The sequence below is a fragment of the Burkholderia sp. Bp9015 genome, from assembly GCF_003853505.1.
Taxonomy (GTDB): domain Bacteria; phylum Pseudomonadota; class Gammaproteobacteria; order Burkholderiales; family Burkholderiaceae; genus Burkholderia.
Genome location: NZ_QTPZ01000001.1, coordinates 136,657 through 154,643, shown reverse-complemented (window position 1 = coordinate 154,643; position 17,987 = coordinate 136,657). Strand labels below are relative to the sequence as shown.

The window sequence follows — 17,987 nt, the reverse complement described above, 5'->3', positions numbered from 1 at the left end:
ACTCATAACTGATAATGTTGTCAAGTATGAGTGAGTCATCTAGAATTGCGTCATGCAGAAAATTCTTATGGAAAGGGAAGGTGCGCTCGTGGACGACAAACCGGTCCGGCCGCGTCGCCCGAATGCGTCAGTGGCCGAAGCGGAACAGCGTCAACCGCGCGGCGCCCGGCGCAAGGAGGCGACACGTATGCGCTTGCTGCGGGCGGCGTTCGGCCTGATGGCGGAAAAGGGCAGGGACAACGTCGCGATCAGTGAGATCACCGAGGCGGCGGATGTGGGGTTCGGCTCGTTTTACTACCACTTCGAATCGAAGGACGGCATCTTCGCCGCGCTGACCGAGTGGGTGTTCGACGATTTCGCGGACGGGCTCGAGCGTCTTGCGAGCGGTTTGTCGGATCCGGCCGAGGTCGTGTCGGTTTGCGTGCGTCACACGCTGATGCGCGCGCGCCGCGAGCGGCTCTGGGGGCGGTTCCTGATGCGGGAGGGCTTTTCCGCGCGTGCGCTCGACCACGGGCTGGGCCGGCACTTGCGGCGGGACAGCGAGCGCGGAATCGCGGCACGCCGCTTCGTCGTCGGCGATCCGTTCATGAGCGTGCTCGCGATGACGGGGACGATCCTGGCGGCGATCGCGGCGGAGTGCTACGCGGCCGACACGGCTGAGGGCGAAGCGAGGAAGCCGGCGGGAGACGAAGGCCGGCTCCCCGAGCGGGCCGCGGCGATGGTGTTGCAGACGCTAGGCCTGACGCGCGCCGAAGCAAAGGACGTGGCGAACCGACCATTGCCGCCCGGCGACTTCACCGCTGCGGAGAGCTGTTGACGGTTGGTTGCCGTCGACGCGGGGCTGGCCGAAATAGTGAGGCTTTGACACAACGATCCTTGAGGAGTCGCGCTTGCACGACAGCGAATGGTGCGGATGCGTCGGTCCTGAATCACGGTAAACGAATTGTGCATCCAATCGCACGGAAATCCCGCATCGGGAAGCGGCCGCATGCCTTGGCCTCGGGGGGCAATCGACAGGCAACCCGGCGTAGGCCGTCTACGGGTAGGCACAAAGAGAGAAGACGTGCGGAAGTGAGCACGAGAGGCTGCGGCTTCGGACTCCGCCCGCCGCGTCCGACAGCGGCGAGCGCCGATTAGGCGAAACCGCACGAGGCAGTAGCTATGGTGTCCCCCATGGGTTACAATCCATTCATGTTCAAAGTCCTGACCACCCCCCAATTTGATAGCTGGCACGACGGGCTTCGCGATCCCGTCGGCAGCGCGGCAATCAGTCTGCGCATCGAGCGGGCGAAGCTCGGCAACCTTGCCAGTGGCGCGCAGTCGGTGACGGTGTCAACGAAATGAAGATCGACGTCGGGCCGGGATACCGGGCCTACTTCGTGCGGCGCGGAAAAATCATCGTCGTGGTGTTGTGTGGCGGGGACAAGTCGACGCAAAAAAAGGACATCAAGACGGCGAAGCAAATCGCCGGTGAACTGGAGGATTGAAGATGAAAATCAGCGAACTGGCCGAATTCGACGGCTCGAAGTACCTGAAGGACGAGGAAACGATTCGTCACTACCTGGCGCAAGCGTTCGAAGATGGCGATCCGCGCCTGATCCAGGCCGCGCTCGGGAACGTCGCGAAAGCTCGCGGCATGACCGCGCTGGCGCGCGAGTCCGGCGTAAAGCGCGAAGCACTCTATCGTGCGCTGTCGGAAGGTGGGAACGCGGAGTTTGCAACGATCATGAAGGTTGTCGGCGCGTTGGGATTGCATCTGACCGTTGCGCCGGCACAGTCGGCGGCCGAAGCGACGCCGGAGCCAGCTCCGACACGAACGCGCGCCCGCCCGCGCGCCCGCACTGCGGCGCATGCGTAGCGTCACCGGGGCCGACCGCGAATGTCGCGCCGGTCCACTGTGGTCTATGCAGCCGGCTGGGCCGGCGGAATGGCGTATGGATCGAAACTCACGACTTCTTCGTCGAGCCAGTCGTGCAATCACCGCGCGAGGGCGGCGGCGAATGGGCCGTCGTGCTTCGCGCGCGAATCGCGTCGACGACGTTCCTGCCACGCACGTAGTGCACGAGGTTGCGCTGGCTCGAAAGGTAATGCGACGCATGCACGCCGAGCCAGGCGAGCATTTCGTCGGGCGTCAGTTTTTGCCGAATCTGAGCATCGGTTTGGTCAGCCCTCGTAGTTGACATAACGTGAATTATCGATATGACTGGTTGTAGTAGCTTTTTAGAAATGTCGTGTTCTGGCTACTTAGAAATGTCGTGTTTTGACCTCGGTATGCTGGCCGGTTCTTTGCGGGACCACGGAGCCGGCCATGTATCCAGGTGCATTGGTGACACTGAACATGCGAGAACTCGACCGTCTGAAGGTAATCCAGGCCGTGGTGGACATGGGACTCAAGCCCGGACGCGCGGCCGAACGACTGGGCGTGACCGTGCGTCAGCTCCAGCGTCTGGTGGATCGTTACCGTGAGTCTGGCGCCGCCGGACTGGCTTCGCGCAAGCGTGGGCGTCCCGGTAATCGGCGGCTGGACGCTGATCTGGCCGATCGAGCACTGTCGATCATCCGTGATCGCTACGCCGATTTCGGGCCGACGCTGGCCTGCGAGAAGCTGTATGAGTGCCACGGCATCCGGCTGGCGAAGGAAACGGTCAGGCGGCTGATGACGGACGCCGGGCTGTGGGTGCCGCGCCGGCAGCGGCCGCCGAAGGTCTACCAGCCACGGGCACGACGCGCGTGCCTGGGCGAACTGATCCAGATCGACGGTAGTGACCACCGCTGGTTCGAGGATCGGGCGCCAGCCTGCACGCTGCTGGTATACGTGGACGATGCGACGAGCCGGTTGATGATGCTGCATTTCACGGCGACCGAGTCGACCTTCAGCTACTTCGAGGCGACGCGCGCGTATCTGGAGCGTCACGGCAAGCCGATGGCGTTGTACAGCGACAAGTACAGCGTGTTTCGCAACGTCAACCCGGGCACGACTGGCAATCGGGTGACGCATTTCGGCCGCGCGATGTACGAGCTGAACATCGACACGTTTTGCGCAAACAGCAGCCCGGCCAAGGGGCGGGTCGAGCGTGCGCACCTGACGCTGCAGGACCGGCTGGTCAAGGAACTGCGGCTGCGCGGGATCAGCACGGTGGCCGAGGCGAACGCCTATGCACCCTCCTTCATGGCGGCCTACAACGCACGTTTCGCGAAGCCACCGAAGAGCAGTTTCGACGCTCATCGGCCACTGCGGGACGACGAGAGCCTTGAGTTGACGCTTACGTGGCGCGAACTGCGGAAAGTGACGAAGTCGCTGACGGTGCAGTACGACCGGGTGATGTACCTGCTGGACGACACCCCAGAGAACCGGAAGCTGATTCACCGCTACATCGACGTGTGGGAGTACCCGGACGGGCGCATCGAGCTCCGGACGGAGGGTCAGGTGTTGCCCTGCAGGCAGTACGATCGGCTCGCCGAGATCGATCAAGCCGCAGTCGTCGAACACAAGCGCCTGAGTCACGTATTGCAGGTCGCTCAGGCGATTCAGGCGCAACGCGATAACAGCCGCATCGGTAAAGCCCCATCCCGAACAAACCGGGGCGATTCGACCAAGACCGATCGAAACAAACCTCAGCCGGGCAAGAAGAAGCAGCGCGAGTTCGTGCAGGCGGACGTCGAGCAAGTGATTGTGGATTTGGCTGAGCACAGGCAGGCGCAACCGCAACCCCGCAAACCTGGCCGTCGGTCTGCAAGGGACAGTGGATCCGACGCAAGCGCCCTGCCCGTTCAGACGCCCGCCTTCGACACGGCGTAACGAATAAACCAGGACAAACAGGCAGCGAAACCAACCCTAACCCCAACCTCAAAACCGGACATTTCTATTTAGCTGGCGCCACGACATCTTGAAATGGCTACGACACTGGTGCATTTGGCGGTGTTGCGTCCCGCGCCGAAGATCAGCCGCTTCAGCGCAACACTAAGGTTCTATCGGCATACTGCGGTCTCGTTAGAGTCATGAAGTCCATCAGCTCGTCTTCATGCCGTCCAGAGTCTTGACGCAGTTTGAGTTACCGATTGCCCCAACGGTTGGAAGCCATGCGCAACAGCGCTGCATTGGCAGCGCGCAAATCGAACAATTCCGCGTCGAAGCCGGACCCGATCCAGTTTCGGTAACGCTCTGCCTTTTCACTGTCCGGATCGTTGGATAGCGTATTCAGGAACGCCTCATAGCCGGATGGACCGCCAACGTCCTCCGGCGGACAAGCACGGGCGCCGCCAATGACTTGGGCTTCTCCCCAAGGTTGGCCCTCGATCGTTTCCATCTTCTCGACGACGACGCTGTGATTCCAGCCGTCCCCGAAGTCGTATCGGTAAACGAAGCGCGAACCTGGCTTCAGGACCGCCTGCAGACGAACCTTTCGGTCATCTGCAGTCGTGCCCGAGTCAGCAAAGTCCACCACATCATCGATCTCGAACATGGCGTAGGTCATGCCATCGATCAGGAAGTCGTGAAGATGCGTGTCTTCCCATCCGAAAGCTGCTTGCAGAATGTGATGCAGCTTGCGCAGCGATTCAGTTCCTTCGACTTCGATCTGACGCCAGACGGGCGGATCGATGTGCTGAAGCGCCACTTTGAGGGTGAAGCGCGGGAACGATTTCGGCATTCGATCTCCTCAGAACGCGAACCTGCACTATTATTGCCTCGCAATGGTCACCTGAAGCAAGCACTGTAGGATCGCCGACGCTGGAAGGGACGCGAAGCATCCGCGCATAGCAACCGCACTGCAGCCCGCCTCACCTCGATCAAATCGCCACTTCCGGCGGCGCCTGACGAAACAGCCGCGTAATCCAGCACAGATATACCAGCCCGAGCACGAACCACGCGATGCCGAGGACCAGTGCCGCCTTCTCGAGACTCACGAGCAGCCAGATATCGGACACCGCGCCGATCACCGGGAACACGAGCCCGCCGAACACCCCGATCCGGCGCTCGCCATGATTGCCCGACAGATACAGGCGAATCACGCACAGATTGACGGCCGTAAAGGCAAGGAACGCGCCGAAGTTGATGAAAGACGTCGACGTGGCGACGTCCAGCTTCAGCGCGATCAGGCCGACCACGCCCGCCAGCGCGATGTTGATCGCCGGTGTCTTGAAGCGCGGGTGAATGAATCCGAATACGCGTTTCGGCAGGATTTCGTCGCGACCCATCGCATAGAGCAGCCGGCCGACGCTCGCTTGCGCGGAAATCCCCGACGCGAATTGGGCGAGGATCAGACCCGCGAGGAATACGGTGACGAACACATCGCCGCCGATCATCTTCGCGACCTCGAACGCGGCTGAATCCGTGTCCTTGAATTCGACGCCCGGGTGCGCGAGCTGCATCGTGTATGCCGCGATCACGAAGATCGCCCCACCGATCAGCGCAATCAGCAGGATCGCACGCGGCATGTTCTTTTTCGGCTCGATCGTTTCCTCGGTCAGCGTCGACACCGCGTCGAAGCCGAGGTACGAATACGCAGCGATCGCGGCGCCCGCCATCGTTGCGCCGAACGGCACGTGCGGCTTGAAGAACGGCTCCGCCATCGCGATGCCGCCCGGCCCGGCCGCGGCTGACGCGTAGTGCCAGCACAGCGCCACGAACATCACGACGATCGCGAGCTGCACGATCATCAGCACGATATTGAAGCGCGCAGCCAGTTCGATACCGACGATGTTCAAGCCGCTCGTCAATACGATGAACGCGACGATCCAGATCCAGGTCGGCACATGTGGAAAGGCGGCGTTCAGATATGCAGCGCCGATCAACCAGATCACCATCGGCAGGAAGAAATAGTCGAGCAGCGTCGCCCAGCCGATCATGAAGCCGAGGTGCGGGTTGAACGTCTTGCGCGTGTACGTATAAGCCGAACCTGCAGTCGGATAGAGCCGCGCGAGCTTGCCGTAGCTGAGCGCGGTGAACGCGATGGCGATCAGCGCAAGCAGATAGGCGAGCGCGGCCGTGTCGTCGCTGGCCTTGGCGAGCACGCCGTAGGTACCGTAGACGATCAGCGGCGCCATATAGGCGAGGCCGAACAGCAGCACGGACGGCAGGCCGAGCGTGCGCTTCAGGCTCGGCGATTCATGGGATGACGACGCTTGCATGTTATCTCCTGGACCTTCGGGGCCGATGCGAATGCCTGTGTGCCTTCGGCCGACATTTCGATTGAACGGGCACGCCCGGGCGACGCATGACGCCCGCGCGATGCCGTGAACGGACTGCGAAACCGGATTATTCGCCGCGCTGACAACGCGCTTCGATCATGAATGCGCGATGGCCGTCCGACTGCTCGAGCGGCGCGAGATCAAGCGCCACACGTGTGTCGTGCAGGTAGTTGTAGTGTTCGCGGCTCGCTTCGAGACGCGTGAGATCGAGGTTCGCCTGCACGACCGCCTCGTCCCTGCCCAGTTCCAGCGCGGTTTCGCCGAACGGATCGACGAGCGCGGAAAGGCCTGCGAACGTCAGATTGTCGTCGCCGGCCCCGCAACGGTTCACCATCACCGCGAACATCTGGTTTTCCATCGCGCGTGCCGCGATCGCGCGGCGATGCACCGGGCCGAACGGGTCCATGTTGCCGTTCGTGACGATCAGCAGATCGGCATCGAGCGCGCCGACGGCTCGCGCCGTTTCGGGAAATTCGATGTCGTAGCAGATCAGCAGACCGACCGTCAGGCCGTTCCAGATGCACGTCGCGAAGCGGTCACCCGGTGTGAAGACACCGACATCCGATGCCCACAGATGCGTCTTGCGATAGCGCAGCACAATGTCGCCCTGCTCGTCGACAAGTACCGTGGTGTTGTAAAACCGGTTGCCGTCGCGCTCGGCGAGGCCCACGGCGACAGCGACGCCCTTTTGTCGTGCCGCGTCGCGTACCGCGGATAATCCGGGGCCATCGAGCGTCTGTGCGACTTCGGCGACATTGTCGCGGGTCGGAAAGCCCGACAACGTCGTCTCGGGGAACACGATCAGTTTCGTGCCGCCTGCCACGTCGACGCGCCCGATCCTGTCAATCACCTTGCGCGTGTTGTGCGCGACGTCGCCGTCGATCAGCGAGAGTTGCGCGAGTTCTACCTGCATGAAAACCGTCTCCTTCCAATAGCCTTTCATCGACGCGTCGTCTGCCCTGCCCTTCTGATACGACGCGCGGTCGAGCGAAACAGGCCGTGTACCCCTGCCTGTCGAAGTGAGGCCGATTATCGGGTTATTATTTTTGACCTGAAATTCCCCGCCAGGGTTACCCTCACCGGAGCACACGATGGACTTCGAATGGCGAGATCTCGCTTTTCATCGGGAGATTGGCTCGGCCATCGACGCCCTCGATGGCCCGCATTTCTGGGCACGCCTCACGCGTGTGCTCGAGCGGCATCTCGAGTTCGACAACTGGGTCGCGCTGCGTTTCGCGCGCGCCGCGCCGCCTCTCGTGCTTGCCGAGCAGGCGATGCCCGACGGCAAGATCGACCTGATGTTTCAGGACTATCTGGCCGCCCTCTATCAACTCGATCCGTTCTATCTCGCCGCGTTCGAAACGCAGGCGTCGGGCTTCTACACGCTCGCCGACGTCGCGCCGGACAATTTCCGGATGACCGAGTACTACCAGCGGTACTTCAGGAAAAACATCGTCGGCGACGAAGTGCATTTCAACGTCATGATCGATCGCGATCACACATTGGGCTTTTCGCTCGGCAAGACGAGCAAGTACGACGATCGCGAGATTGCGTTGCTCACGCTGTACACGCCCTGGGTCCTGTCGTTGATGCAGCAGCGCTTGCGCTTCGAGACGTTCGCGATCAAGGATGCGCCGCGCGTGACCGAAGGCGAAGCGCCCGACCCGCAGGCGCGCTTCGGGATGCTGACCGGAAAGAGCGGGCGCGGCGCGTTGACCACGCGCGAAATCGAAGTCGCGATGCTGTCATTGAGCGGATTTTCGTCACGCGCGATCGGGGAAAAGCTGTCGATTTCGTTCGAAACCGTGCGTGCGCACAAGAAGCACATTTACGCGAAGCTGGGTGTCGGATCGCAATCCGAATTGTTCGCGATGTTCTACGATCGGGGCAGATCCGGCGAATCTGCGTGATTCGCGTCTCGGTGTCACGGCACGAATACCGGCAGGCGCGCTGCCGCTTCAGGCTTCGCCGGTGAGCATGGAATCACGTGCATCCAGATTGAGCCGGAGATTCGTGACGGACGCGAATTCCGGCTCCCGGGATAAATGGCATTGGCGTTCGATGCGTTTTTGAACCGGGCAATCCTGTCACGACGCGGCGACGCTCGATCGACTGCGCAGACGGTGTCTGCCGTCTTGAAACCGTTCGAATCCGCGCCTTGCCCCGTTGCTGCCGGCGCCATTACACCGCCCCATCCCCGGCTCCCTTGTGCCGCCCATCGACACGCCGAGTCGGCAATGCGGCGAGCCCGCGCACCGCCGCCGCGTTCTCGGCGCCATCGTCGCTGCGGCCGGTGATCTCGTCCAGCGCCCGGTTGTTGGTATACGGCCCGAACACACCGATCGACACCATCACGATCAGCATGCTGCCGCCGATCAGCACGAACACTGCGGACACCCCGGCGCGCTCGAGCAGCAGCGCGACGATGAAGCTGCTCGCGATTCCGGTCAGGCGGCCGATCGAATGCACGAAGCCGAGCGCGCGCCCGCGGATCTCGGTCGGAAACACTTCCGACTGGTACGCGGTGCCGTTGCTCGCGAGCACCGTGTTGGACAGCGTGACGAGCAGGCCGAACGCGATCACGAACGGCGCCTGCGCCGACATCGCGAACGCGGTGCCGAACAGCGCGACGCCGAACGCCGACGCGACGATCAGCCACTTGCGCTCGATGCGGTCGGCGAGCACGCCGGCAATGAACGGCGACACCGGATACGCGAACGCGATCACGAACGCATACCAGAGGCTCTTCGTGACGCTCGCGCCCTGCGCGGCCAGCAGCGTCGGCAGCCACTGGCTGAAGCCGAAGAAGCCGATGCTCAGGAATGCGTTGAATACGATCAGCATCGCCGTGCGGCCGCGATGCCGCGCATCCCACATCGACGGCGCGCGCCGCGCGGCCGGCGTTGCGACGGCCGGCATCCGGACCGCGGGCAGCGGCCGGCCGGATTCCCGCTCGACCGCCTGCTCGAGCCGCTGGAGCACGGCTTCGGCGTCGGCCTCGCGGCCGGTGCTGGCAAGCCAGCGCGGCGACTCCGGCAGCCGCGACTGCAGCCACCAGACGACGACCGCGCCGCTGCCGCCGAGCAGCACGACCCAGCGCCACCCGGACACCCCGAGCGGATCGTGCGGCACCCATAGCCACGACACCAGCGCGAGCACCGGCATCGCGAGATAGCCGATCGCGAAGCACAGCGCGAACGCACGCCCGCGCACTGCTTTCGGCACCAGCTCGGTCAGGAACGCGCCGATCGTGATCAGCTCCGCACCGATGCCGCAGCCCGCGGCGAAGCGGCACACGAGAATGCCGAGCGCGTGCGTCTGCACGCACATCGCAAGGCTTGCCGCCGTGTAGAGCAGCAGCGCACCGGTGAACAGCGCGCGCCGTCCGATGCGGTCCGCGAGGCGCGACACGAACATCTCGCCGACAAACAGCCCGGCGAACGTCGCCGCGCCGAGTGCGCCCTGGTCCGACATGCCGAGCACGCCGTGCGAGCCCGCGTGAAAGATGCCGTCGCGGATCAGCCCGGGCGGCAGGTAGGTCATCTGGAACAGGTCGTAGATCTCGAAAAAACCGCCGACGCTCAGGAACATCACGAGCGTCCAGATGCTGGCCGTCGCGGGCAGGCGGTCGATGCGCGCGGCGATCGACGCCGCATGGGAATGGGACATGGCGATTCCTCGGTGATCCGCCCGCGCGGTCTGCGCGAAGCGGCGGACAGGGCGCCGGCGCGGGTGCGCGCGGCGCCGGCGTTCATACGGTGGCGACCGGATTGACCGGCGACCCGACGAGCCCGCGCAGGTGCAGCGGCGGCGCGGTCAGCAGGAAGTGGTTGCGCCGATGCGCGCGCAGCCAGTCGGCGAGCGGCGTCAGATGCCACAGCTCGCCGAGATGGATGCCGAGCTTGAACAGGCACAGCTCGTGCAGCGGCATCAGCGCGCCGGGCCGCTCGCGCGCCGACGCATGGCGCGGGCGCTCCTCGACCGCATGGTTGTCCGCCGCGAGCGCGGCGAGCCCCGATGCGTCGATCCATTCGAGCAGGCGCGGATCGTTGCCGTCGAGCACGCAGCACACGTCCGGCGCGGCGGGCTCGCCGAGCGCGTCGGCTTCGATCAGGCGATCGGCGAAGCCCGTATGCACGCATACGATGTCGCCGCGCTCGACGACCACATCGTCCGCGCGCAGTACCGACATCCATTCCGCGTAGCCGATCTTGCGCCGCTCGTCGCCGAAGTGGCGGCGCAGGTCGACCATCACGCCGCGCCCCTGCACGCCGGTTTGCGCCATCACCTCGATGCCGAGCGCGCGCGCACCGCCGCGCGGCGCACCCGCTTCGGGCACCCGGATGTGCTCATCCATCCGGTAGCCGTTGTAGAACACGCGGGCGCGCTTGCCGTTGCCCGCCGGATCGAACAGCGAGCCGACGTGCGACAGTGCATCCCACTGCGTCGAGAACTGCGAGTGCATGCAGAACGAATCGTCGCAAACCACATCGGTTGCGTTGGCAACCTGTTCGTCAGCCCGATAGCCGAAGTACGGCTTGTCGCCGTGCAGCGCCGGCATGATCGCCGGCGGCCGGCGCCGCGCGTTCAGCCCGCCTCCGCGCGGCACGTCGAGCGGCAGGCTCAGCGAGAACACGCGGCCTTCACGCACCTCCGCGACGCCGCGCAGCACCGCGTCGGGCGTCAGCCAGTTCAAGCGCCCTTTCTGATCGTCAGGGCCGAAATCCCCCCAGTTCGAGCCGGGCGGCCGATGGGTCCAGCGTGGCTTCATGGTGTCTCCTCCATGCAATGTCCAGGGTGCGGCGGCCGTCGTTCGCGGCCGCCTCGCACGGCGTGCCTAGCGCGTGCGGATCACGCCCAGCCCGGCGAGCCGCTCGTATTCGCGTTCGCCGAGCAGCGGCAGCAGGATCTCGCGATTGTTCTCGCCGAGTGCTGGTGCAGGCCGGCGGAACGCGCCGGGCGTGGCCGACAGGCGCGGCGTGATGTTGTGCATCGGCAGGCTGCCGACGTCGTCGTCCGGCAGCTCGACGAGCGCCTCGCGCTCGATCACGTAGTGATCCTGAACGATCTGCGCGATGTCCTGGATCGGCCCGACCGTCACGCCGGTTTCTTCGAAGAACGCGAGATTGGCGTCGAGATCGCGCACGGCGATGAATTCGCCGACGATCGCATCGAGCGCCTCCGCGTGCTGCACGCGCTGCACGTTGGTCGCGTAGCGCGGATCGTCGATCAGGTCCGCTCGGCCGATCGCGCGGAACAGCCGCTCGGCCATCGCCTGCGTCGAGCTCGACAGGCACAGCCACTTGCCGTCGCGCGTGCGATACGCGTTGCGCGGCGCGGTGTTCGACGAGCGGCTGCCGGTGCGCGCCTTGATCTCGCCGGTCATCACGTAGTTCGCTGCAGCCGGCCCGAGGATCGACAGCAGCGGCTCGAACAGCGACACGTCGATCACCTGCCCCGCCGCGCCGTGCGCGGCGCGCGCATGCAGCGCGACCAGCACGGCGATCGCGCCGGACAACCCGGCCGTCATGTCGCCGAGGAACATCGGCGGCAACACCGGCTCGCGATCGGCGAAGCCGTTGATCGCCGCGAACCCCGCATACCCTTCCGCGAGCGTGCCGAAGCCCGGCTTGTGGCGGTACGGCCCCGTCTGCCCCCAGCCGGAGATCCGCGCGATCACCAGCTCGGGACGGATCGCGAGCAGGTCGTCCGGGCCGAGCCCCATCTTCTCGGCGACGCCGGGCTTGAAGCTCTCGACGAACACGTCCGCGTCGCGCACCAGCCGGCGGACGATGTCGATCCCCTCGGGCGCGCGCAGGTCGACGCACACGCTGCGCTTGTTGCGTCCGTACACCTTCCAGTTCGTGCTGATCCCGCCCGCGCCGACCGCGCGCAGCGTATCGCCGCGCTCGCTCTCGACCTTGACGACATCCGCCCCGAAATCGGCGAGCTGCACGCTCAGCATGTTGCCCGCCATCAGGCGCGACAGATCGACGACGCGCACGCCCGCGAGCGGCCCCCGCGCGCCGGCGTCGAACGGTTTCGGATGGATCGGGCCGGTGGACGCGCGACGGCGCGCGCCGGCCGCGTGAGCGGCCTGCGGGTCGGGAACGAACATGCTGGTCTCCTGGTTGGTGGGTGAGTCGTTCGATGCGGACTTCGAAGTGCGCGCGCTCGGCCGCGCGCCGGCGCTACTCGAGCAGCGCGCCGAGCTGGTCGGCTGCGCGAAACGCCGCGCCCGCGGCGGGCAGATCGCCGCCCAGCGCACGCGTCAGCTCGGCGGCGGCCGCCTGCACGCGCGGCAGGTAGTCGGCCAGCACCTTCTTGTTGAAGCGATAGCGCGGCACGCCGAGCGAGATCGCGCCGCTCAGCACGCGTCCGACGCCGAACGCCGGGCACGCGATCGCCGCGCTTTCCGGGTCGCGCTCGGCGATCGATACCGCGTAGCCCTGCTCGGCCGTCTTCTCGTAGTCGCCGCCGCGCGTGCCGCTGAACGCGAGCAGCACGCGCCCGGCCGCGCCGACGTCGAGCGGAAAGCGGTCGCCTTCGCGCAGGTGCGTGCGCACCGAGCGCTGCGCCTGGATGCGGAACAGGCACACACGCTGATCCCCTTCGCGCACGTAGAACGCGGCCGTCTCACCGGTTTCCGCCGACAGCGTCGACAGGATCGGCATCACGTACTCGCGAAGCTGAAACGACTCGCGATACATCATCCCGAGCTGGAACACGGCGGGCCCCAGCACGTAGCGCCCATCCGGCAGGCGCTTGATGAAGCGGAACTGCTCGAGCGACTCGAACATCCGCAACAGCGTGCTCATGTTGAGCCCCGTTTCCTCGCTGACCTGCGCGAGCATCAGCCCGCCGGGCGCGTTGCCGAACGCCAGCAGCGCGGTCAGCGCGCGGTTGACCGCGGCCACGCCGCCCTCTGCGGGATTGCTTGTCTCCATCTTGCTCATGTCCACCTCGTGCGATGCCGGCAGAGTCGTGCTGCGACGGCCGGCATCTAAAAATGAAAGTTGCTTTCATTATACGCAGATCGTCGACGACAGCAACATGAATCAACACAGATTCACTCGCTCGTCATTTCTGAAAATCCCCTTGAAAACTAGGCGTTAACGATAATCTTGACGAATGCCAGCATCCGCCACAAAAATGAAAGCGGCTTTCATTTTCGTGGATCATCGATGGAATTCTCGTCTCAACCGGTCTGGCGCTCGCTGCTGTACGTCCCCGCCCACGTCCCCCGTTTCGTCGCTTCGGCTGCCGCGAGCGACGCCGACGCCCTGATCCTCGATCTCGAGGACAGCGTCCCGCCAGCATGCAAGGAGGCCGCCCGCGACGGGCTGGCCGATGCCGTGCCGGCGTTGCGCGCGCCGGGCCGCGACGTGCTGGTGCGCGCCAACGGCCCGCTCGACCTGCTGGTGCCCGACCTGCGCGCGGCCGTCCGGGCCGGCGTGGACGGCGTCGTGCTGCCGAAGGTGCGCGGCGGCTCGCACGTCGAGGCGATCGACGAACTGCTGGCCGCGCTCGAAGAGGAAAGCGGCGCGCAGCCGGGCCGCACGCGGATCGTCGCGATCGTCGAAACGCCGCGCGCGTTCCAGGCGATGGACCGGATCGCGCAGGCATCGCCGCGCGTCGTCGCGATGATGCTGGGCGGCGGCGACTTCGCGCTGAACTGCGAAAGCGCCGCGAGCGCCGACGTGCTGCGCGTGCCGAAGCAACTGCTGATCATCGCCGCGCGCGCCGCCGGCGTCCTGCCGCTCGGCCTCATCGGCGGCCTCGACGAGCTACGCGATCTCGACGCGTTCGAGCGCGTCGCGCGCGCGTCCGCGGAGCTCGGCTATGCGGGCGCGACCTGCATCCATCCGCTGCAGGTCGGCGCGCTCAACCGCGCGTTCCGTCCCGACGAAGACGCGGTGCGCGACGCGAATGCGGTGCTGGCCGCCTACGACGACGCGTGCGCGAACGGGCGCGGCGCGCTGCGCGTCGACGGCAGGATGGTCGACGCGCCCGGCGTCGCCCGCGCGAAGCGCGTGCTCGCGCGGCACGCGGCCGTGCAGGCGCGTGACGACGGCGCGCCCCGGTGATGCACGCGCCGCCCTGTATCGCCGTGCTTCACCCCGGCACGTGCGCACGTCGCGCGTGCGTCCCGCCGCGACGCAGCCGGTTCGCCGCCCGGCCCGGATAGCGCCGCCCGCGGCACCGCCGCGCCGCTCGACCAGCGCGGCGCCGCAATCAAACAAACAACAAACCCTCGAAGGAGACTAGCCATGGGCAAGCGAATGTCCGCATTGTGCGGACTGGGCCTCGTATCGGCCGGCGCCTGCGCGCAAAGCACGATCACGCTGTACGGCGTGGCCGACATCTATACGGAATTCCTCACCCACCAGGCCGCGCCCGGCGACAAGTCGTCGGCATCGCTCGTGCGGATGGCGTCGGGCGGCAAGAGCGGCTCGCGCTGGGGCCTGAAGGGCGTCGAGGATCTCGGCGGCGGCTGGCAGGCCGCATTCCGGCTCGAAAGCGGCATCAACCTGAACAACGGTACCGGCACCGGCGCGGGCGGCTTCGACCGCTCCGCGTGGATCGGGCTGCAGCACGAGCGCTGGGGCACGCTGCGGCTCGGCCACCAGTATTCGACGCTGTTCGACGTCATGGAGCGCTATTCGCCGACGGGCGCGTACTCGACGCTGTACGAGCCGGCCGGCGCGATCGTCGGTGTCAACTTCCGCGAGAACAACGTCGCCAAGTACCTGGCGAAGATCGGCTCGCTGACGCTCGAAACGCACTATTCGTTCGGCGGCACGCCCGGCGCGTTCCAGGCGAATGCCGCCTACGGCGCCGGCTTCGATTATGCCGGCGCCGCATTCTCGTTCGCCGCCGCATTCGACAACGTCAACACGCCGCAGCCTGGCGGCTTCGCGCATTTTCGCCGCTACGCCGCCGCCGCGATCGTGTCCGTCGACCGCGCGCAGCTGCTGGCCGGCGTCACGCACGGACAAAGCGGCGTCGCCACGCGGTCGGTCGTGACGAACTACACGTTCTGGTGGGCCGGCGTGCGCTACATGATCACCCCTTACCTGCAGGCGCTCGGCGCGTTCTATTACGAGGACATCCGTGCGCAGAATCCGCCGGACGCGCAGGCGAGCGCACCGCACCCGGCCAACCCGCAGCAGGTCACGCTGCAGCTGAACTACTTCCTGTCGAAATCCGTCACGCTGTACCTCGCGGGCGGCTACGCGCGCCGCGCCGCGCTCGATTTCGACAACTACAACTACAACTTCCTCCACTACACGCTGGCCGCCGACCGCGCCGGCAGCGCGGGCGTGGCGCTCGGCCTGCGCAAGCTGTTCTGAGCCCGCCTCTCTCGCCCTTTCAGGAACCTTCGGAGTCTTCAAACCATGAACCGCCGCCACTTTCTTTCCACGCTGACCGGCGCCGCGCTCGCGCTACCACTTGGCCCTGCCCGCGCCGGCTCGCTGCCGGCGGCCGCCGGCAGCCCCGATCTCGCGCAACAGCTCGCCGACTACGCGGCCGGCCTGCAGTATCGCGACCTCGACGCCGCGACGATCGAGACGATCAAGGCGCATCTGATCGACGCGCTCGGCTGCGCGATCGCCGCGCACGACGAACGCCCGGTGCGGATCGCGCGCGACGCGGCGCTCGCGTCGCCGGACGGCGTGTCGACGATCGTCGGCACGAACCGACGCACGAGCCCCGATCTCGCCGCGTTCGCGACCGGCACCGCGCTGCGCTACTACGATTTCAACGACGCGTACGCCGGCAAGGAAACCGGCCATCCGAGCGACAACATGTCCGCGTGCCTCGCCGTCGCCGAAGCGCAGCATGCGAGCGGCCGCGACCTGATCCTGTCGATCGCGATCGCGTACGAGATCGCGTGCCGGCTGATGGACGCCGCCGCGATCAGCCCGCGCGGCTGGGACCACACGTGCTACAGCCTGCCCGCCGTCGCGCTCGCCGCCGGCAAGCTGATGCGCATGCCCGCGCCGCAACTGGTGCAGGCGGTCAACCTGTCGATCAACAGCCATCTCGCGCTGAACCAGACGCGCGTCCAGCAGCTGTCGAACTGGAAGGCGCTCGCCGATGCGGACGCGGCGCGCAACGCGGTGTTCTCGACGCAGCTCGCGCGCGCGGGGCTGACCGGCCCCGCGCCGATCTTCGAAGGCATGGCGGGGTTCTTTCCGCAGGTGTCCGGGCCGTTCGCCGTCGATACGCGCGAATTCGGCGGGCGCGACGGTGCGTTCCGGATCGGCAAGTGCTTCGTGAAGTTCTATCCCGCGCAAGGACTCACCCAAACCGCGATTCCGGCCGCGCTCGACGTCGCCGCGCAGGTCGGCGACCTGCGCCGCATCCGACGCATCGAGATCCACACCACCGCGGTCGGCTACGTGACGGCCGGCCGCGACCGCGAAAAATGGGCGCCGTCGACCCACGAGACCGCCGATCACAGCCTGCCGTACATCGTCGCGCGCGCGATGCTCGACGGTGACATCACGACCGAGAGCTACCGGCACGACGCGCTGCACGATCCGGCGCTGCGCGCGCTGATCGAGCGGGTCACGGTGCAGGAGGACCCGGCGCTGACCGCCCGCTATCCGGCGCAGGCGCCGAACCGGGTGACGGCCGTGTGCGAAGACGGCACGACCTGCGCGAAGCAGGTGGACGAGCTGCCTGGCTCGCCGACGCGGCCGATGCGGCGCGACGACTACGAGGCGAAGTTCGCGAAGAACTGCCGGCGGCACTGGAGCCCGACGCAGATCCGCGCGGCGCTCGATTACCTGTGGCGGCTCGACGAGCAGCCCGACGTCGCGACGCTGCCGCCGCTGCTCGTCGTAGGCTGAGCCGCGTGCCCCGCCCAGGCCTCCGCCACGACGCCATGCCGCTCGAGCACTTGCGCGACCTCGACGATGCGGCCGCGCAGCCACGCGTGCGCGTCGCTGCCGTCGTAGCGGCGGTGCCGGTACAACGACCACGCGACGTGGCTCCATGGTGGCACGGGGATCGCCAGTCAAAACGAAATCGACCTCGCTTTCATCGGCGAGGTCGGTCATCCGTATTCAACCGGCGACTATGAGCCGCCGCGAACAGCATCAGGCGAGCCGGCGCGCGACGCGGCGCTCGACTGCGGTGCCGGCCCAGGTCGACATTTCGACCAGGAGCAGATAACAGACGGACAGCGCAAGCAATGTCTCGACGAAGGCAAAGCTCGCGGAGCCGATCCCGGTCAGCACGAACGTCAGCTCGGGAACCGTGACGATCGACAACACAGCGGTCTCTTTGCTCAGCACGATCGTCAGGTTGGTCAGCGCCGGCAGGATCAGTACCGTCATCTCCGGCAATTGCACACGAAAGGTCGTTTGCCACCATGTCATGCCGAGGCACGAAGCCGCTTCGACATGGCCGCGCGGCACCGCCTCGAAGCCGGAGCGGAACGCCTCGGTGAAATAGGCACCGGCATAGAGTGCGAGACCCACCACGCCCGCCGTCAACGGATCGAACGTCAGGCCGAACGACGGGCCGCCGTAATACAGCAAAAACAGTTGCACGAGAAACGGCGTGCCTCGGAACAGCTCGATATAAACGCGAATCGCCGCGCGTACATAGCGGCCGCACGCCTGCTGGGCAAGCGCGCAGCCAAAGCCGATCGCTGCACCCGCCAGCGTGCTCGCGACCCAGGCGCCCACCGTCGTCGCGAGCCCCGCGCCGATCTGCGGAAGGTTATTCGTGATCACATGGGGATTGAAAGTCAGCATCGAAAGCTCCGGCAAGGATTAGGGCTC

General features: G+C 66.1%; 15 protein-coding genes and 1 pseudogene. 8 read left to right on the top strand and 8 right to left on the bottom strand.

Annotated elements, in window-relative coordinates:
- Positions 1–52: 52 nt before the first annotated feature.
- The 4 genes and pseudogenes from DIE12_RS00665 to DIE12_RS00645 all read left to right on the top strand — a co-directional run bounded on the left by DIE12_RS00665 (position 53) and on the right by DIE12_RS00645 (position 3,799).
- On the top strand, positions 53–817 hold the full coding sequence (locus DIE12_RS00665; RefSeq protein ID WP_409362688.1) for a TetR/AcrR family transcriptional regulator: 765 nt from the start codon (positions 53–55) through the stop codon (positions 815–817).
- A gap of 374 nt (positions 818–1,191) precedes the next feature.
- A pseudogene (locus DIE12_RS00660) lies at positions 1,192–1,487 on the top strand (type II toxin-antitoxin system RelE/ParE family toxin).
- 2 nt (positions 1,488–1,489) lie between these two features.
- Positions 1,490–1,858, top strand: a complete 369-nt coding sequence (locus DIE12_RS00655; protein ID WP_124519438.1) for an addiction module antidote protein — start codon at positions 1,490–1,492, stop codon at positions 1,856–1,858.
- A gap of 450 nt (positions 1,859–2,308) precedes the next feature.
- The gene (locus DIE12_RS00645) at positions 2,309–3,799 is read left to right on the top strand and encodes an ISNCY family transposase (RefSeq protein WP_260427228.1); all 1,491 of its coding nucleotides are present in this window, start codon (positions 2,309–2,311) and stop codon (positions 3,797–3,799) included.
- 253 nt (positions 3,800–4,052) lie between these two features.
- On the opposite strand, the gene DIE12_RS00640 is transcribed toward DIE12_RS00645, so the two are convergent.
- From DIE12_RS00640 to DIE12_RS00630, 3 genes are all read right to left on the bottom strand, one after another.
- Complete coding sequence (locus tag DIE12_RS00640; protein WP_124484802.1) at positions 4,053–4,649, bottom strand: plasmid pRiA4b ORF-3 family protein; 597 nt, start codon at positions 4,647–4,649, stop codon at positions 4,053–4,055.
- A gap of 139 nt (positions 4,650–4,788) precedes the next feature.
- Positions 4,789–6,129 (bottom strand): APC family permease, encoded by a 1,341-nt coding sequence (locus DIE12_RS00635; protein ID WP_124484801.1) that lies wholly within the window; start codon positions 6,127–6,129, stop codon positions 4,789–4,791.
- 127 nt (positions 6,130–6,256) lie between these two features.
- A complete protein-coding gene (locus DIE12_RS00630; protein WP_124519437.1) occupies positions 6,257–7,102 on the bottom strand; it encodes a carbon-nitrogen hydrolase family protein in 846 nt (281 codons plus the stop codon).
- 178 nt (positions 7,103–7,280) lie between these two features.
- Here DIE12_RS00630 and DIE12_RS00625 point away from each other — a divergent pair, with 178 nt between their 5' ends.
- A complete protein-coding gene (locus DIE12_RS00625; protein WP_124484799.1) occupies positions 7,281–8,099 on the top strand; it encodes a response regulator transcription factor in 819 nt (272 codons plus the stop codon).
- 271 nt (positions 8,100–8,370) lie between these two features.
- Here the strand turns inward: DIE12_RS00625 and DIE12_RS00620 are convergent, their stop codons facing one another.
- The 4 genes from DIE12_RS00620 to DIE12_RS00605 all read right to left on the bottom strand — a co-directional run bounded on the left by DIE12_RS00620 (position 8,371) and on the right by DIE12_RS00605 (position 13,145).
- Positions 8,371–9,858 carry an MFS transporter gene (locus DIE12_RS00620; protein WP_124519436.1) on the bottom strand — a complete coding sequence of 496 codons (1,488 nt, stop codon included), beginning with the start codon at positions 9,856–9,858 and terminating at the stop codon, positions 8,371–8,373.
- 82 nt (positions 9,859–9,940) lie between these two features.
- Positions 9,941–10,960 carry a cyclase family protein gene (locus DIE12_RS00615; RefSeq protein ID WP_124519435.1) on the bottom strand — a complete coding sequence of 340 codons (1,020 nt, stop codon included), beginning with the start codon at positions 10,958–10,960 and terminating at the stop codon, positions 9,941–9,943.
- Positions 10,961–11,026: 66 nt separating this feature from the next.
- Entirely contained in the window at positions 11,027–12,307 is a 1,281-nt protein-coding gene (locus DIE12_RS00610; protein ID WP_124519434.1) for a CaiB/BaiF CoA-transferase family protein, read from the bottom strand.
- 73 nt (positions 12,308–12,380) lie between these two features.
- Entirely contained in the window at positions 12,381–13,145 is a 765-nt protein-coding gene (locus tag DIE12_RS00605) for an IclR family transcriptional regulator (RefSeq protein ID WP_185500287.1), read from the bottom strand.
- A gap of 228 nt (positions 13,146–13,373) precedes the next feature.
- Here DIE12_RS00605 and DIE12_RS00600 point away from each other — a divergent pair, with 228 nt between their 5' ends.
- From DIE12_RS00600 to DIE12_RS00590, 3 genes are all read left to right on the top strand, one after another.
- Positions 13,374–14,276: a CoA ester lyase gene (locus DIE12_RS00600; RefSeq protein WP_124484795.1), complete on the top strand. Its 903-nt coding sequence runs from the start codon at positions 13,374–13,376 to the stop codon at positions 14,274–14,276.
- Between the two features lie 183 nt (positions 14,277–14,459).
- Positions 14,460–15,542 carry a porin gene (locus tag DIE12_RS00595; protein ID WP_124519433.1) on the top strand — a complete coding sequence of 361 codons (1,083 nt, stop codon included), beginning with the start codon at positions 14,460–14,462 and terminating at the stop codon, positions 15,540–15,542.
- Positions 15,543–15,587: 45 nt separating this feature from the next.
- Positions 15,588–17,048, top strand: coding sequence for an MmgE/PrpD family protein (locus tag DIE12_RS00590; RefSeq protein WP_124519432.1), 1,461 nt, complete (start codon positions 15,588–15,590; stop codon positions 17,046–17,048).
- A gap of 249 nt (positions 17,049–17,297) precedes the next feature.
- Here DIE12_RS00590 and DIE12_RS00580 read toward each other — a convergent pair whose 3' ends face one another.
- A complete protein-coding gene (locus tag DIE12_RS00580; RefSeq protein WP_124484792.1) occupies positions 17,298–17,960 on the bottom strand; it encodes an amino acid ABC transporter permease in 663 nt (220 codons plus the stop codon).
- Positions 17,961–17,987: the final 27 nt, after the last annotated feature.

Excerpts from the sequence above, each read along its gene's own strand:
- DIE12_RS00665 (WP_409362688.1), top strand. The coding sequence starts at position 53 with ATGCAGAAAATTCTTATGGAAAGGGAAGGTGCGCTCGTGGACGACAAA.
- DIE12_RS00655 (WP_124519438.1), top strand. The coding sequence starts at position 1,490 with ATGAAAATCAGCGAACTGGCCGAATTCGACGGCTCGAAGTACCTGAAG.
- DIE12_RS00645 (WP_260427228.1), top strand. The coding sequence starts at position 2,309 with ATGTATCCAGGTGCATTGGTGACACTGAACATGCGAGAACTCGACCGT.
- DIE12_RS00640 (WP_124484802.1), bottom strand. The coding sequence starts at position 4,649 with ATGCCGAAATCGTTCCCGCGCTTCACCCTCAAAGTGGCGCTTCAGCAC.
- DIE12_RS00635 (WP_124484801.1), bottom strand. The coding sequence starts at position 6,129 with ATGCAAGCGTCGTCATCCCATGAATCGCCGAGCCTGAAGCGCACGCTC.
- DIE12_RS00630 (WP_124519437.1), bottom strand. The coding sequence starts at position 7,102 with ATGCAGGTAGAACTCGCGCAACTCTCGCTGATCGACGGCGACGTCGCG.
- DIE12_RS00625 (WP_124484799.1), top strand. The coding sequence starts at position 7,281 with ATGGACTTCGAATGGCGAGATCTCGCTTTTCATCGGGAGATTGGCTCG.
- DIE12_RS00620 (WP_124519436.1), bottom strand. The coding sequence starts at position 9,858 with ATGTCCCATTCCCATGCGGCGTCGATCGCCGCGCGCATCGACCGCCTG.
- DIE12_RS00615 (WP_124519435.1), bottom strand. The coding sequence starts at position 10,960 with ATGAAGCCACGCTGGACCCATCGGCCGCCCGGCTCGAACTGGGGGGAT.
- DIE12_RS00610 (WP_124519434.1), bottom strand. The coding sequence starts at position 12,307 with ATGTTCGTTCCCGACCCGCAGGCCGCTCACGCGGCCGGCGCGCGCCGT.
- DIE12_RS00605 (WP_185500287.1), bottom strand. The coding sequence starts at position 13,145 with ATGAGCAAGATGGAGACAAGCAATCCCGCAGAGGGCGGCGTGGCCGCG.
- DIE12_RS00600 (WP_124484795.1), top strand. The coding sequence starts at position 13,374 with ATGGAATTCTCGTCTCAACCGGTCTGGCGCTCGCTGCTGTACGTCCCC.
- DIE12_RS00595 (WP_124519433.1), top strand. The coding sequence starts at position 14,460 with ATGGGCAAGCGAATGTCCGCATTGTGCGGACTGGGCCTCGTATCGGCC.
- DIE12_RS00590 (WP_124519432.1), top strand. The coding sequence starts at position 15,588 with ATGAACCGCCGCCACTTTCTTTCCACGCTGACCGGCGCCGCGCTCGCG.
- DIE12_RS00580 (WP_124484792.1), bottom strand. The coding sequence starts at position 17,960 with ATGCTGACTTTCAATCCCCATGTGATCACGAATAACCTTCCGCAGATC.